This window comes from Desulfuromonas soudanensis, from assembly GCF_001278055.1.
Lineage (GTDB): Bacteria > Desulfobacterota > Desulfuromonadia > Desulfuromonadales > WTL > Deferrimonas > Deferrimonas soudanensis.
This window is the reverse complement of the sequence record NZ_CP010802.1, coordinates 1,052,705-1,067,092: the sequence shown is the minus strand read 5'-3', so window position 1 is coordinate 1,067,092 and position 14,388 is coordinate 1,052,705. Positions and strand designations below refer to the sequence as shown.

At 64.0% G+C, this 14,388-nt stretch carries 14 protein-coding genes; 10 read left to right on the top strand and 4 right to left on the bottom strand.

Features of this window, described 5'->3' with window-relative positions; translation table 11 throughout:
* Positions 1-66: 66 nt before the first annotated feature.
* Positions 67-879, top strand: a complete 813-nt coding sequence (locus DSOUD_RS04690) for an alpha/beta hydrolase (RefSeq protein WP_053549919.1) — start codon at positions 67-69, stop codon at positions 877-879.
* Here DSOUD_RS04690 and coaE read toward each other — a convergent pair.
* The gene (gene coaE / locus DSOUD_RS04685; RefSeq protein WP_053549918.1) at positions 842-1,450 is read right to left on the bottom strand and encodes a dephospho-CoA kinase; all 609 of its coding nucleotides are present in this window, start codon (positions 1,448-1,450) and stop codon (positions 842-844) included. The two genes, DSOUD_RS04690 and coaE, sit on opposite strands and share 38 nt — an antisense overlap.
* 108 nt (positions 1,451-1,558) lie before the next feature.
* Between coaE and DSOUD_RS04680 the strand changes: the two genes are divergently transcribed.
* The 5 genes from DSOUD_RS04680 (at position 1,559) to DSOUD_RS04660 (ending at position 6,954) form a co-directional block, all read left to right on the top strand.
* A complete protein-coding gene (locus DSOUD_RS04680; protein ID WP_053549917.1) occupies positions 1,559-3,397 on the top strand; it encodes an AMP-dependent synthetase/ligase in 1,839 nt (612 codons plus the stop codon).
* A gap of 2 nt (positions 3,398-3,399) precedes the next feature.
* A complete protein-coding gene (locus DSOUD_RS04675; protein ID WP_053549916.1) occupies positions 3,400-3,972 on the top strand; it encodes an isochorismatase family protein in 573 nt (190 codons plus the stop codon).
* A 74-nt stretch (positions 3,973-4,046) separates the two neighbouring features.
* Positions 4,047-4,622 carry a hypothetical protein gene (locus DSOUD_RS04670; protein WP_053549915.1) on the top strand — a complete coding sequence of 192 codons (576 nt, stop codon included), beginning with the start codon at positions 4,047-4,049 and terminating at the stop codon, positions 4,620-4,622.
* A gap of 23 nt (positions 4,623-4,645) precedes the next feature.
* Positions 4,646-5,626 carry a HEAT repeat domain-containing protein gene (locus DSOUD_RS04665; protein ID WP_053549914.1) on the top strand — a complete coding sequence of 327 codons (981 nt, stop codon included), beginning with the start codon at positions 4,646-4,648 and terminating at the stop codon, positions 5,624-5,626.
* Positions 5,623-6,954 carry an HD-GYP domain-containing protein gene (locus DSOUD_RS04660; RefSeq protein ID WP_053549913.1) on the top strand — a complete coding sequence of 444 codons (1,332 nt, stop codon included), beginning with the start codon at positions 5,623-5,625 and terminating at the stop codon, positions 6,952-6,954. The genes DSOUD_RS04665 and DSOUD_RS04660 overlap by 4 nt, the downstream gene beginning before the upstream one ends.
* Before the next feature lie 82 nt (positions 6,955-7,036).
* Here DSOUD_RS04660 and DSOUD_RS04655 read toward each other — a convergent pair whose 3' ends face one another.
* The 3 genes from DSOUD_RS04655 to DSOUD_RS04645 all read right to left on the bottom strand — a co-directional run bounded on the left by DSOUD_RS04655 (position 7,037) and on the right by DSOUD_RS04645 (position 8,564).
* The gene (locus DSOUD_RS04655) at positions 7,037-7,603 is read right to left on the bottom strand and encodes a HEAT repeat domain-containing protein (protein WP_053549912.1); all 567 of its coding nucleotides are present in this window, start codon (positions 7,601-7,603) and stop codon (positions 7,037-7,039) included.
* Positions 7,604-7,688: 85 nt separating this feature from the next.
* Positions 7,689-7,958, bottom strand: a complete 270-nt coding sequence (locus tag DSOUD_RS04650) for a DUF3024 domain-containing protein (protein WP_053549911.1) — start codon at positions 7,956-7,958, stop codon at positions 7,689-7,691.
* Positions 7,959-8,096: 138 nt separating this feature from the next.
* Positions 8,097-8,564 carry a single-stranded DNA-binding protein gene (locus DSOUD_RS04645; RefSeq protein WP_053549910.1) on the bottom strand — a complete coding sequence of 156 codons (468 nt, stop codon included), beginning with the start codon at positions 8,562-8,564 and terminating at the stop codon, positions 8,097-8,099.
* Positions 8,565-8,709: 145 nt separating this feature from the next.
* Between DSOUD_RS04645 and DSOUD_RS04640 the strand changes: the two genes are divergently transcribed.
* From DSOUD_RS04640 to DSOUD_RS04625, 4 genes are all read left to right on the top strand, one after another.
* Positions 8,710-9,414 (top strand): lysophospholipid acyltransferase family protein, encoded by a 705-nt coding sequence (locus DSOUD_RS04640; RefSeq protein ID WP_053549909.1) that lies wholly within the window; start codon positions 8,710-8,712, stop codon positions 9,412-9,414.
* 34 nt (positions 9,415-9,448) lie between these two features.
* On the top strand, positions 9,449-11,128 hold the full coding sequence (locus DSOUD_RS04635; RefSeq protein WP_053549908.1) for a ribonuclease J: 1,680 nt from the start codon (positions 9,449-9,451) through the stop codon (positions 11,126-11,128).
* 94 nt (positions 11,129-11,222) lie between these two features.
* The gene (locus DSOUD_RS04630) at positions 11,223-12,014 is read left to right on the top strand and encodes an undecaprenyl-diphosphate phosphatase (RefSeq protein ID WP_053549907.1); all 792 of its coding nucleotides are present in this window, start codon (positions 11,223-11,225) and stop codon (positions 12,012-12,014) included.
* A gap of 30 nt (positions 12,015-12,044) precedes the next feature.
* Positions 12,045-14,336, top strand: coding sequence for a DNA translocase FtsK (locus tag DSOUD_RS04625; protein WP_053549906.1), 2,292 nt, complete (start codon positions 12,045-12,047; stop codon positions 14,334-14,336).
* Positions 14,337-14,388: the final 52 nt, after the last annotated feature.

Here is a 14,388-nt window from a genome sequence, read left to right as displayed (position 1 = left end):
AAAGAATCACTTAATAATATAGACGCAGACGGACTCCCCCCGGACAGGGGCGCCTGTGGAGGAACATTGCCGACACCTCTTTCGATCGATGGGGAGCTCGAACTGGCGCGCCGACAGGGGGTGCGTCACCCGGCCCAGCTCCCCTTTCTGCTCGAACCGGAGATGGTCCGGAAGGGCGCCGTCCTTCTCGTGCACGGCTTTTCCGCCGGACCGGCCGAGATGAAGCTTTTCGGCCAGGCCCTGGCGGCGGCCGGATTTACCGTTCTGGCGGTGCGCCTCCCCGGGCACGGCACCTCCCCCGGGGACCTGGCGACCCGACGCTGGGAGGAATGGCTGGAGGCGGTAATCGACGGCTACCGACTCCTGTCCGAGCGCCACGAACGGATTTACGGCCTCGGCATGAGTACCGGAGCCCTGCTCCTTCTGGCGCTGGCGGCGAGGAAGGAGCTGGCCGGGATGGTCCTCCTCTCCCCCTACCTGCGAGTGCGTCACCCCCTGGCGCCGCTTGTGGGGATGCTGCGCTTTGTCAAAAAATACCAGAGGAATCCGAACGCCGAGGGGATGGAGGGGCTCTACTACCAGAACCGGCCCCTGCAGGGGGTCTTCGAGCTGCGTCAGCTGACTCGCCGGGTGGAGGGAATGTTGCCGGAAATCACCGCCCCGGCCCTGGTCGTCGGCGCCGAAGGGGACGAGACGACCGACATCGAGAGCGGCCTGGAGATCTTCCGCCGCCTGGGGAGCCGGCGCAAGGAGTATCATCGCTACGGCCCGGAGGTCCCCCATGTGCTGTGCACCGAGGAGAACCCCCGCTGGCGGGAGGTTCTGGAACTGACCGGCGCCTTCATCGGCTCGCTGGAGCCCCGGGAACCAGCCGGCTGAAGATCCTGCGGACCTGTTCCTCGGTCTGCTGGAGCGACCCCGAGTTGTCCACCAGGAAATCGGCCCGGGCGACCTTCTCCTCCTGGGGCATCTGGGAGGCGATCCGGGCCCGGGCGGACCCCTCGTCGAGGCCGTCCCGCTCCATCAGCCGACGCAGCTGCAGGTCCTCGTGGAGGCGCACCACCAGCACGGCGTCCACCCGCTCGGCGGCGCCGGCTTCGAAGAGGAGAGGAGCCTCGTAGACGATGAGGGGCAGCCCCCGGCGCGACAGCTCCTGCAACCGCGCCTCCGCCAGGGCGGCAATCGCCGGATGGATGATGGCGTTGAGGTCCTTGCGGGCCGTTTCATCGGCGAAGACCAGCGAACCCAGGGCCTTGCGGTCGAGGGTGCCGTCGGGGAGGAGGATCGAAGGTCCGAAGCGCCGCACCAGGCGCTCGAGGGTTTCGGTGCCGGGGCGGACCGCCTGGCGGGCCAACTGGTCGGCGCTGACCACCGTAGCGCCGAGGGAGGCGAGGATTTCCGTTACGGTACTCTTGCCGGAGGCGATGCCGCCGGTGACGCCGAGAATCATCTGCTACCTGCCGTTTTGGGGTGGACCCCAACCTTTCACAGTCAGAGCCCCGGTGTCAACCGGTTTTCCGCCGAGAGCGCCCGCCGCCCGCCGGCCGAAGGAGGTCCCATGAGCGATACCCTTGCCCGCATGGTTTTCAATCAGGCCCGCCGTTTCGGCGGCCGCACCGCCCTGCGCCGCAAAGAGGGGGGAAGTTACCGCGACATCCCCTGGGCGGACGTGGAATCGAGCATTCGCGCCTATGCCCTGGCTCTCCTGGCCGGGGAGGTGGCTCCCGGCGACCGGGTGGCGATCATGGCGCCCAATGCCCCCGAATGGCTCTATGCCGACATGGCCGCCATGGCCTGCGGCGCCCTGTCGGTCCCCGTCTACCACACCGAAGGGATCGACACCCTGCTCCACATTCTCAGGGACTCGGAAAGTCGCCTCCTCTTTCTCTATTCCCCGCTCTTGGCCACCGAACTGGCCGAACACCTCGATGCCCTTCCGGACCTGGAGAAGGTGGTCCTCCTGATCGGAGAACATTCCCACCCGTCCATTTTTACCCTGAAGGAGTTCCTCCAGGAGGGGCGGGGAGAAAACGAAGCCGAACTCGAGGAACGCCTGGCCGCCGGCGATCCCGAGAAACCCGCCTCCATCGTTTATACCTCCGGCACCACCGGTCTCCCCAAGGGGGTGGTCCTCAGCCACCGCAATTTCCTTTCCAACATCGAGGCCTGCCTGCAGCTCTTCGACATCGGCCCGAACGACCAGTGCCTCTCCTTTCTCCCCCTCTCCCATGTCTTCGAACGGATGGCGGGGTACTACCTGATGCTTCACCAGGGGACGGTCATCGCCTACGCCGAAAATTTCGATTCGGTCCCCCACAACCTCGCCGAGATCGGTCCGACGGTGGTGATCAGCGTGCCGCGACTCTACGAAAAGATGTACGCCCGGATCATGGAGAGGGTCCTTGCCGGATCGATGGTGAAAAAGCAACTCTTCTTCGGCGCCCTCAAGGCCTGCCGTTCCCTGGTGCGGACGGAGCTGTCGGGAGACAGTCCATCCCTGTCGCAACGACTGCTGGCGAAGATTTCCCGGGCGGGGGTCTTCTCCAAGCTCAAGACGCCGCTGGGAGGTAAGCTGCGCTTTTTCGTCTCGGGGGGAGCACCCCTCGGCGCCGAAATCGCAGAGTTTTTCCTGGCGGCGGGGATCCCGATCTACGAAGGGTACGGCCTGACGGAAACCTCGCCGGTGATCGCCGCCAACACGCCGGAAGCGCTGCGCCTCGGCACGGTCGGGCGACCGATTCCGGGGACCGAGGTGCGCATCGCCGACGACGGCGAAATCCTGGTGAAAGGCCCCGGAGTCTTCGCCGGCTACTGGAAGCGCCCCGAGGAGACCGCCGAAGCCTTCGTCGACGGCTGGTTTAAAACCGGCGACATCGGAGAAATCGACGCCGATGGCTTCCTGGCGATCACCGACCGCAAAAAGGACCTCATCGTCACCGCCGGCGGGGAGAACGTCGCCCCGCAGAATATCGAAAACCTCCTGAAAACGGACAAATATATCGCCAATTCCATGGTCTACGGCGACAAAAAGCCCTTCCTGACCGCACTGCTGGTCCCCAACTTCGACAATCTGGAAAAGTACGCCCGCTACAAGAAGATCGACTTTCTCAATCATTGCGACCTGGTCAGCCACCCCAGGGTGCTCGATCTGGTCCGCCGCCGCGTCGACGCCCTGCAGCAAAACCGCCCTTCCTTCGGCCGGGTGAAACGCTTCACCCTCCTCTCCCGGGACTTCTCCGGCGAGGAAGGGGAGGTCACCCCGACCCTCAAGGTCAAGCGCAAGGTCGTTGCCAAACACTTTCACAAGGTTCTGGACGACATGTATCTCCCCCAGGATCACGCCATTCACGACAGCGGCTTCTGCGTCATTGAGAGAGCGCCGACCACGGAGGATTGACCATGAATCAAGATCTCGCAAATCTCTGGCTCCCCCGCAGCGACACGGCCCTGGTGGTGGTCGACGTGCAGCAGCGCCTCGTCCTGGCCATGGAACCGGCGATCTACCGGCGGATGCTGGGAAAACTCCGGTTGCTGGTGGAAGCGGCCGAACTCCTCGCCCTCCCGACCATCTTCACCGAGCAATACCCTGCCGGCCTCGGAGCGACCGTTGCCGAACTCCTCCCCGCCGGCGCCCCCATCATTGAAAAAACCTCCTTCAGCTGCTGCGGGGCGCCGGAGTTCGTTGCCGCCCTCGAAGAGCGGCAAATCCGTCACATCCTCCTCTGCGGGATGGAGGCCCATGTCTGCGTCTACCAGACCCTCCTCGACCTGCGCCGTCTCGGATACGTCGTCCACCTGGCCGCCGACGCCATCTCCTCCCGGAAAAAGATCGACTACCGGATGGCCCTGGACAACGCCCGCCGGGCCGGAGCGACGGTCACCACCACCGAGGCGGCCCTCTTTCAAATTCTCGGCGACTCGAAGGCACCCGAGTTCCGCGCCATCTCGGCCCTGATCAAGGAATGCGGCTGAATTGCCATTTACAACGACCGGGGCAACAGGGTATCTTGAATGAAATTTTTCGCTATAAACGAGGGCAAGCTCCTTTGACAGAGACCGCAGCCGACATACGCCACCTCGAGACCGTCCTGCGGGCCCTGATCAAGCTGATCAAGGCCGTCAACTTCTATCCTCCGGGACACCCCGCCCTCCGTTCCGTCCTCGAGGAGTGTTTTGCCGCCTTTTCTCTCCTCCTCGTCCGGGGCTCCCTGACCTTCTCGGTTCGCAAGGACCGTTTCCTTCTCGGTGAGTCCCCGGTTTCTCCGGAAAATCTCCTGCTGCAGAAGCTGGCAACCGCCTTTTTCGCTCGCCGCCTGCAGCATGTCACGATCATGCCCGACCTGGCTCCCCGCGACCTCCTCGGTCTGGTCCGCTGTCTGACCCTGCGTCCGCCGGCGATCCAGAAACACGGCGGAGTCCAGGAGATCCTCTTTCAGGCGAAAATCACCTCGATCTGGTTCAACGAACTCGATCTGGCGCGACTGCTGCTGCGCAAGGAAGAGATCGACGGCCAGATCGCCGCCCTCGACCTCCCCCCCCCGACCCCTGGGACGATCCACCGATCGACGAAGCGACAGGGGGGAACGCGGCCCCGGCCGACCCGGCCCGCACCCTGGAGATAATTTTCAGGGAACTCCAGAAGGAGGTGGAGGATCAGCGCTACCGCCTCCTGGTCCAGGAACTGATCCCCCAGATCCGTTTCAATCTCGGCGACGAGAAGCGGCCGCTGATCCTCCAGGCGCTCTTCACCCTCCTCCGCGACAGCAATGACCCCCAGCTCTCCGAGGCGCGCCGCAGCCATGCCCGGTACGCCATGGATGAACTGGCCCTCGACGAGGTTCTCGACTTTCTCCTCGGGACCCTCTGCCTGCCGAATCTGGAGGACAGATACCGGAGCGCGACCCGCAAAATCCTCCTCGGCTTCCGGGAAAAGGCCGTCGCCCCCGCCATGGAGCGCCTCGCCCGGGAATCGACTCCCCAGGCCCGCAAGTACCTGATTGAATTCCTTGCGCAGCAGAACGCCGCCGCCATCCCCCTTTTGACCCGCTTTCTCGAGGACAAGCGCTGGTACATGGTCCGCAACGCCGCCTTTACCCTTGGAGAAATCCGCGACCCGTCCTCCCTCAAGGACCTGACCCCGCTCCTGGAGCATGGCGAACTGCGGGTACGGCGGGTGGCCATGCGGGCCATCACCCGGATCGGCGGACAGGGCGCCCTGAAGATCCTCCTCGGCGTCGCCCAGGGGGACGATCCGGACCTGAGGCGCCTGGCCCTCCTCTCCCTGGGCGCCCTCAAGGAGCCGTCCGCCATCCCCTTTCTTCTCAAGACCATCCTCCGCCGCGACCCCTGGCTGAAGACTCTCGGCGAGAAGCGCGACGCCCTCAAGGCCCTGGGCGAAATCGGCTCCGAAGACGCTCTCCCCGTCCTCCTCCAGGTCCTCCGCCGCCGTCCATTTTTCGGGCGCGCCCGCTTCGACGAACTGCGGACCTGGGCCGCCTGGGCCATCGGCAGGATCGGCACCGCGGCCGCTCTCGAGTCGCTGGCCGGGGCCGTGAACGATCGCTGTCCCCTGGTGGCGCGCACCGCGGCCCAGGCGTGCAGCCAGAAGAGAAACGAGCAGCCATGAATCCGGAACAGATCAAGGACGTGATCCAGTCGGTCTCCCGCACCTTCCAGGGGCTGCGCCTCTATTCCAGTCAGCATCCGGCCATCAAGCAGCATGTGCAGGACTGGCTGGCGGCCCTGTCCAAGCTTTTTCTCGAGAAAAAGACTTTGAGGATGGGGCTTGTCGATGGCACCCTCTTTTTCGAGGAGGAACTCTTCGCCTACCCTTCCGCCGCCGAAGAGGAAATCTCCAGGCAGCTCGGGCAGCTGGAGATCGAAGGGCTGGAATTTGTCTCCGGCCTGACCAATGAAGAGCTCCTCGACTTTTTGAACATCGCCACCAAGGGGGAGATCCGCGGCGACGACCTCGAAGAGGCCTTCTCAAAGAAGGGGATTCACCACATTCGGATCATCCGCATCCAGTACGAGGAGGAGAAACAGGGGGAACCGCGCAAGATCTACAAGCGGGCCATCAAGGTCATGGAATCCCTCTTTCGAGACGTGCGCCTCGGCGAGATCCCCTCCTCGCAGGAGGCCAAGGAGGTTGTGACGGAGATGGTCGAACTGACCCTCGCCGATCCCCACGCACTCTTTGCCCTGACGATGCTCAAGGATTACGACAACTACACCTTCACCCATTCGATCAACGTTTCGGTCATCTCCCTGGCCGCGGGCCGGGCCTGCGAACTCAGCGAGGAACAGCTGCGCAACCTCGGACTCGGAGGGATGTTCCACGATCTGGGAAAACTGAAGATCGATCTGCAGATCATCACCAAACCGGGGAAACTCACCGAAAAGGAATTCGAGTCCATCAAGACCCACCCCCGCAGCGGCGCCGACATCGTCGCCAAGATGGAGGGGATTCCCCAAACGGTCAAGGATATCGTCCTCGGCCATCATCTGCGCTACGACCGGGCCGGCTACCCCGCCGACGCCCGCGGCCATCGCCTCTCCCCCCTGACCGACATCGTCGCCATTGCCGACGCCTACGACGCCATGACAACCCTGCGCTCCTACCAGAGCCCGATCACGCCGCGCCTGGCCATCAAGGAACTGCGCAAACTGGCCGGGACCTCCCTGCACCCCCACTTTCTCGAACGGTTCATCACCTCCCTCGGCCCCTATCCGGTGGGGAGCCTGGTTCGCCTCGAGAGCAACGAGATCGCCCTGGTCATACGGGTGGACATTTCCGACCCCGGCGTCGCCGAACTCAAGATCCTCTTTGACGGCGACGGCCTCCTCCTCCCGGAACCGCGGCCGCTAAAAATCGCCAGCGGCCAGACCCCCCGCATCGTCGGCGAGGTCGACCCCTTTCTCAAGGGGATCGAGGTGGCCAGCTACTTCTCCTGACCCGGCATCGAAAAGCAAGAAGGCCGGCCCCCTTCGGGGGCCGGCCTTCTTCATTTCGGGGAGATTGAACGACGGCACAGGATCAGACGCCCAGCCTTCCGAGGGCGCGAACCGCCTCCCGGCGAACGCCGGGGCGCGGGTCGTGCAGGAGGGGGACGAGAAAAGGGTGCGCCTCGACAAAACCGAGGGCGGCCAGGGAACGAACCGCGCCCTTCACCAATGCGTCGTCCTCCGCCGCCAGGAGCGCCCCCAGATAGGGAACGAGCCGCGGGTCGGAAAAGTGGCCGAGCGCCTCGGCAGCGTGAACCCGCACCGCCGGATGGGGGTCGCGGAGGTGTTTGACCAGGCTGCCGATGGTTTTCGGATTCTTCTTGCGCCCCAGAACCTGAATGGAAGCGCCGCGGACATCGGCCTGGGGATCCTTGAGGGCCGCCAGCAGAAGGGGGAAGATCTCGGGAGACCGGAAACGCTCCAGGGCAAAGATGGCCCGGATACGGTTTCCCCGGTCTTGGTCACCGAGAGCCGCCCGGATCTGCTCCAGCCCCAGAACCGACTCCAGGTTCTCCAGCGCCTCGGAGGCGGCAAGCCGCACCTCCTCGTCCGGGTCACCGAGGGCCTCTTTGAGCATCCGCTTTCGTTCCTGAAGCATGAGCGCCCCTTCTCTCTTTCGCTGGACAGATTGTTGCACGGTATCAAATCAGGCCGTCCAACGCAACGAGATTGAAGAGGCGTCCCTAACCTTCCCAGAATTGATAGTGCTCGTTTTCGGAGAGAAACTCCAGACACTCCCTGAGCGTCCCCTGAAAATCGACAAACTGCCAGCGCTCGAGGTTGTGAAAGTATTCCATGCGCCAGAGTCCGACCGTTTCGGCGGGAGACAGGCGGGCGAAGTGGTCGTCCCCCCGGGCCAGGTAGAGGCGCCCCTCCATTTCCCTGACCTCGAGGCCGGCGAATTTCGGGTCGCTGCGAACCAGATTCCGCGCCTCGGCAAGTGCCGCGTCCATGGCGATCCTCCCCTGTTGAAGGTCTTCATCTTTTGTCTAACACAACTAAACCGCCGAACCGGCGGTCGGTCAAGGAGAGGGGATCACGAAAAAGGGCGAGGACATCGTCCTCACCCGGGATCCCCTGGTCGTTATTTTTCAGAACGGGATATCGTCGTCGGGATTGAAGGGGGGATCGGCAAAATCCTCGTAAGCCGGGGTGGACTGGGACTGATTTGAAGCCGCGGGGCGTTGCTGACGGGGTTCGGCCTGGCGCTGGGACCCTCCGCCCTCGTTGCCTTTGCTGCCGAGCATCTGCATCTGGTCGGCGACGATCTCGGTGATGTATTTTTTATTGCCGTCACGGTCGTCGTAGGAGCGGGTCTGGATCTTCCCCTCGATGTAGACCTGCTTCCCCTTGTGGAGATACTTGCCGCAGATCTCGGCCAGCTGCCGCCAGGCGACGACGTTGTGCCATTCGGTCTTCTCCTGGCTCTGACCCTCTTTGTCTTTGTAGCGTTCCGAGGTCGCCAGCGAAAAGGTCGCGACCGCGGCTCCCGCCGGGGTGTAGCGCAGCTCCGGGTCTTTCCCCAGATTTCCCACCAGTATTACCTTGTTGACGGACATATCCCCTAGCCTCCGTTTTATGTTGAGTGCACCCGAGTCTAGCGGAAATCCCTTCAGCTGTAAAGAGGCCTGACCTAAAAAGGTTTGACTCCCCCTGTCAACTTCCCTAGACTTGCTCATTCGATTGTTTGCGGAGAATTAACCGATGTTTCGAGCCCTTTTCGCCTATACCCTGTTTCTCCCCTGGACCCTCTTCGTCATCGTCACCGGGCTCCCCCTGTCGCTGGTGAGCCCCGATTACCTCCACGCCTACGCCCGCCTCTGGGGAAAGGTCGGCCTCCTCCTCGCCGGGGTCTCCCTCGTAGTCGAGGGGCGGGAGAGGATTCCGACAGACCGCGCCGTGATCTACATGGCCAACCACCAGAGCAACCTCGACATCCTCGCCCTCTTCGCCGGCCTCCCGGGCCAGTTCCGCTGGCTGGCCAAAGAAGAACTCTTCCGCGTCCCCCTCTTCGGTTTTGCCATGCGCCGCAGCGGCTACATCCCCGTCGCCCGCTCCGACCGCAAACGCTCGATGCAGAGCATGGCCGAGGCCGCCGAGCGGATCCATGGCGGAACCTCGGTGGTAATCTTCCCCGAAGGGACCCGCTCCGACGACGGTCGGCTCCTCCCCTTCAAGAAGGGGGGCTTTATTCTGGCGATACAGGCCCGGGCCACCATCCTTCCGGTCACCATCGTCGGCAGCGGCGCCATCACCCCCAAGGGGACCCTCCGGATAGGCCGCGGCCCGAGAACGATCCGCGTTCACATCGGGGAGCCCCTGGAAACGTCCGGCCGGGTCTTAAACGACCGGGACGCCCTGATGGAAGAGGTTCGCCGCAACATCGCCGCCCCCCTGGTCACCCCCTGAAGGAGAGCGCCATTTCACGGAAAGCAGGCAGACCTTGACACTGGAACCGCTGCACGGCGATGCCCTGCGCCTCCTCCCCCTGGGGGGACTGGGCGAAATCGGCCTCAACATGATGGCCCTGGAGTGCGACGGGCAGATCCTCATCATCGACTGCGGCCTGATGTTTCCCGAGGCCTACATGATGGGGATCGACCTCGTCATCCCCGACATCGGCGCCCTGGACGGCCGCACGGCCGACATCTGCGCCCTGGTGCTGACCCACGGCCACGAAGACCACATCGGAGCGATCCCCTTTCTCCTCGAAAGACTGGGGAACCCGCCGATCTACGGAACCGGCCTGACCCTCGCCCTCCTCAAAAACAAGTTGCTGGAGCATCGCCTCGAAGGCCGGGCCGACCTCCACCGGGTCGTCCCCCGCCAGGAGGTGGAGCTCGGCTCCTTTCGCGTCGAATTCTTTCGCGCCGCCCATTCCATCGTCGACGGCGCCGGCCTGGCGATCCGCACCCCCGCCGGACTGGTGGTCCACACCGGAGACTTCAAGCTCGACCAGACCCCCGTCGACGGCGAGCGCACCGACCTCACCCGCCTGGCGGCCTACGGCGAGGAGGGGGTCCTCCTTCTCCTCGCCGACTCGACCAATGTGGAGCGGCCGGGGATAACCCTTTCGGAGAGGGTGGTCGGCGAGGCCTTCGCGGCGATCCTTCCCACCTGCACCGGCAAGGTGATCGTCGCCACCTTTTCCTCCAACATCCATCGCATCCAGCAGGTGGCCGACGCCGCCTGCGCCGTCGGCCGCAAGATTTTGGTCAACGGCCGCAGCATGGTCGCCAATATCGCCATCGCCCGCCAGCTCGGGTACCTGGCGATCCCCGACGACACCCTCATCGACCTGCGGCAGATGCGGGACCTCCCCAAAGAAGAGGTGCTGATCATCACCACCGGCAGCCAGGGGGAGCCGATGTCTTCCCTGGTGCGCATCGCCATGGACGACCACAAACAGATCGAGGTGGACCCCGGCGACACGGTCATCCTCTCCTCCAAGTTCATCCCGGGGAACGAAAAGGCCATCACCACCCTGATCAACCATCTCTACCGGCGGGGGGCCGAGGTCCACTACGAGACCACCAGCGAGATCCACGTCTCCGGACACGCCAGCCAGGAAGAGCTCAAACTCGTCCATTCCCTGGTACGGCCGCGCTACTTCGTCCCTGTGCATGGCGAGTACCGCCATCTCGTCAAACACGCGGCCCTGGCCCGGAGCATGGGGATGGCCGAGGAGCACGCGGTGGTGCTGGAGAACGGCATGCCGCTCCTCGTCTCGGAAAACGGCCTGCGCCGCGAGGAACGGGTCAATACCGGGCGGGTCTTCATCGACGGCAAGGGGGTCGGCGATGTCGGCGTCATGGAACTGCGGGACCGCAGCCATCTCGCCAATCACGGGCTGGTGGTGGTGCTTCTGGCCCTCAACCAGGAAAGCGGCGCCATCGTCTACGGCCCCGAGCTCTTCACCAAGGGGTTCGTCCCCGAAGAGGAGAGCCAGGAATTTCTCGAAGAAGCCAAGGAAGTGGTGCGCCAGCTTCTGGCCGAGCACAGCCGCGAGGCGATGACCGAATGGGAGGAACTGCGGGTCGAGGTGCGCAAGGCGTTGCGCCGCTTCTTCAACCGCACCATCCAACGGCGCCCCCTCATTTTACCCGTCGTCCTCGAACTGTAGAGCTTCAGCTTTCTTTTTCTATATTCTATTTTCTGTGTTCTGTATTCTATTCTCTGTATTCCGCATTCCATTTTCCGCTCACAAAAGGCACGGCATGACCCCGATCCAATCGATCCTCCTCGGCATTCTGCAGGGCCTCACCGAATTCCTCCCGGTCTCCTCCTCGGGGCATCTGGCGATCGCCCAGTCCCTGATCCCGGGATTTTCCCAGCCGGGGGTCCTCTTCGACGTCCTGTTGCACCTCGGAACCATGGGGGCGGTCCTCCTCTATTTCCGCCGCGAGATCGGCGCGCTCCTGTGCGCCCCCTTTCGCAGCGGCCCCGAGGACCGGCTGCAGCGCCGTCTGCTGCTGCTGCTGATTGCCGGCTCGGTGCCGACGGCGATCATCGGCCTGGCCTTCAAGGACTTCTTCGAGGGGCTGTTCGAAAATCTCCCCGTCATCGCCCTCATGCTTCTGGTGACCGGCACCCTCCTCTTTTTCTGCGAACGGTTTCGCCGCGGCAGCCGCCGGGAGGGGGAGCTGACGATATCCGACGCCCTGATCGTCGGGACGGTGCAGGGCTTCTCCATCATCCCCGGCATCTCCCGCTCCGGCTCGACCATCGCCACCCTCCTGCTGCGGGGGGTGGACGGGGAGACCGCCGCCCGTTTCTCCTTTCTCCTTGCAATGCCGGCGGTTTTCGGCGCAACGCTCCTCTCCCTGAAAGACCTGGAGGGGGCCGCCGCCGGAACCCTCCCCCTCTACCTGAGCGGAACGGCGGCGGCTTTTGCCGCCGGCCTTCTCTCCATTCACTTTCTGCTGGCGGTCATCCGCAAAAAGCGGCTGTTCGCCTTCGCCATCTACTGCTGGCTGGCCGGCGCCGCGGTCCTTTTCTGGACCCTTTAGCCGCGGCCGAAACCGACGAGGTTTGTTCTGATGAACGACGAAAAAAGAGTCCTCTTCCGGGAACATATCAAAAAGGAGATCGGCGGCTTCTTCTGGCTGGCGACCGGCATCTTTTTGCTGCTGTCGCTGGTCTCCTTTCACAACGGCGACCCGTCCTTCAACAACAATTTTCACCCGAAAACCATCCATAACTACGGCGGCGTGGTCGGCGCCCATCTCGCCGACCTCCTCTTCCAACTCCTCGGGCTGCCGGTCCTCCTCCTCCCCATCGCCTGCCTCCTCCTCTCCTGGCGCCTCCTCAAATTCCGCGACATCACCTTGCGCTGGTACAAGATCGGCGCATTTCTCGTCCTTCTCTTCTCTTTATCGGGACTGATTTCATTGCGTTTCGAGAAGGTGACCTTCGCCGGGCAGAAGATCGGCCAGGCCGGCGGCGCCATCGGCCGCCTGCTGGAGCGCTCCCTGGCCGATTATCTCAACGTCACCGGCGCGGCGATCTTTCTCTCGGTCTTTTTCCTCGTCTCGCTCATGCTCACGGCCCGCTTCTCCATGGTCCTCTTTCTCGAGGGGGTCCTCGCCCGCTTCGCCGGCTACCTGGAGCGGCGCCGGGAACTGCGCCGCCAGCGGCGCGAACGGAAGAAGCCGGAAAAACTCAAGGTCATCGAAATCCGCCAGGCCGGACCGGTGATCCTCGCCCCCGAGCCGAGGCAGCTGCCGATTCCCTCCAAACCGGCCAAAAAAAAGAAGAAGGATGAACTGGAGGGGCAGGACGCCTTCGCCTTTCTCGAGCCCACGGGAACCTACCACAAGCCGACGCTCTCCCTTCTCGACCACGACGGCGAACCGCCCAAGCCGATCGACAAGGAGGTCCTGACCATGCAGGCGCGGATTCTCACCAAGAAGCTCCAGGACTTCAACGTCCAGGGCGAAGTGGTGGAAGTCAAGCCGGGACCGGTGGTCACCATGTACGAGTTCGCACCGGCTCCCGGGGTCAAGGTCAGCAAGATCGCCGGACTCTCCGACGACCTCTCCATGGCCCTGAAGGCCCTGTCGATCCGCATCGTCGCGCCGATCCCCGGGCGCGGGGTGGTCGGCATCGAAATCCCCAACAAGGACCGGGAAACGGTCTACCTCAAGGAAATCCTCGCCTCGGAGGAATATCAGAAGACCGGCGGCCGCCTCCCCATGGCGCTGGGGAAGGACATCTTCGGCCGCACCGTCGTCGCCGACCTCGCCAAGATGCCCCACGTCCTCGTCGCCGGCTCCACCGGCAGCGGCAAGTCGGTCTCCATCAACACCATGATCCTCTCCCTCCTCTACCGGGCGACCCCCGAGGATGTGCGGATCATCATGGTCGACCCGAAGATGCTCGAGCTCTCCATCTACGAGGGGATCCCCCACCTCCTCCTCCCCGTGGTCACCAACCCCAAGAAGGCGGCCCTGGCCCTCAACTGGGCGGTACGGGAAATGGAGCGGCGCTACAAGCTCATGGCCGACAAGGGGGTGCGCAACATCGACGGCTACAACAAAAAGATCGCCCGGGAGGCCAAGGAGAAGGACGATCTCCGGGCCAGGGGGCAGATGGTTGTTGAAGCACTCGAGGAGGGGGAGGAGGAACTCCCCGAGGTCGAGCTGGCCGAGGGGGAAATCCTCGAACATGGTCACCTCCCCTTCATCGTCGTCATCGTCGACGAACTCGCCGACCTGATGATGGTCGCCGGCCGCGACATCGAGGAATCGATCGCCCGCCTGGCACAGATGGCCCGCGCCGCCGGCATCCACCTCATCCTCGCCACCCAGCGCCCCTCCGTCGACGTCATCACCGGCCTGATCAAGGCCAACTTCCCGACCCGGATCTCCTTCAAGGTCTTCTCCCGCATCGACTCGCGCACCATCCTCGACTCCATGGGCGCCGAAACCCTTCTCGGCATGGGAGACATGCTCTACCTGCCGCCGGGAACGGGAGCCCTGCAGCGGGTCCACGGCGCCTTCGTCTCCGAACTCGAGGTGCAGCGCGTCGTCGATTTTCTCAAGAAGCAGGGGGACCCCGAATACGACAAATCGATCCTCAGCGCCCCGCCCTCGGCCGACGGCGGAGGGGACGAAGGGGAAGAGGAATACGACGAGAAATGGGACGAGGCGCTGGCCCTCGTCGCCGAAAGCCGCCAGGCCTCCATCTCCATGCTGCAGCGCCGGCTGCGTCTCGGTTACAACCGCGCGGCGCGCATGGTGGAGAAGATGGAGCAGGAAGGGATCGTCGGCCCCTCCGACGGCACCAGCCGCCCCCGGGAAGTCTTTATCGGCAAGATCCCCCCGACCTGAGGGAGGGCCGTCGCCCGCTCTCCTCCCCCGGCCAAAGGGCCGGGTCGACCTC

What these genes read in the sequence shown, in the direction of transcription:
- DSOUD_RS04660 (WP_053549913.1), top strand. Translation starts at nt 5,623, where the DNA reads ATGAATCCGGAACAGATCAAGGACGTGATCCAGTCGGTCTCCCGCACC.
- DSOUD_RS04655 (WP_053549912.1), bottom strand. Translation starts at nt 7,603, where the DNA reads ATGCTTCAGGAACGAAAGCGGATGCTCAAAGAGGCCCTCGGTGACCCG.
- DSOUD_RS04675 (WP_053549916.1), top strand. Translation starts at nt 3,400, where the DNA reads ATGAATCAAGATCTCGCAAATCTCTGGCTCCCCCGCAGCGACACGGCC.
- DSOUD_RS04640 (WP_053549909.1), top strand. Translation starts at nt 8,710, where the DNA reads ATGTTTCGAGCCCTTTTCGCCTATACCCTGTTTCTCCCCTGGACCCTC.
- DSOUD_RS04650 (WP_053549911.1), bottom strand. Translation starts at nt 7,958, where the DNA reads ATGGACGCGGCACTTGCCGAGGCGCGGAATCTGGTTCGCAGCGACCCG.
- DSOUD_RS04645 (WP_053549910.1), bottom strand. Translation starts at nt 8,564, where the DNA reads ATGTCCGTCAACAAGGTAATACTGGTGGGAAATCTGGGGAAAGACCCG.
- DSOUD_RS04625 (WP_053549906.1), top strand. Translation starts at nt 12,045, where the DNA reads ATGAACGACGAAAAAAGAGTCCTCTTCCGGGAACATATCAAAAAGGAG.
- coaE (WP_053549918.1), bottom strand. Translation starts at nt 1,450, where the DNA reads ATGATTCTCGGCGTCACCGGCGGCATCGCCTCCGGCAAGAGTACCGTA.
- DSOUD_RS04630 (WP_053549907.1), top strand. Translation starts at nt 11,223, where the DNA reads ATGACCCCGATCCAATCGATCCTCCTCGGCATTCTGCAGGGCCTCACC.
- DSOUD_RS04680 (WP_053549917.1), top strand. Translation starts at nt 1,559, where the DNA reads ATGAGCGATACCCTTGCCCGCATGGTTTTCAATCAGGCCCGCCGTTTC.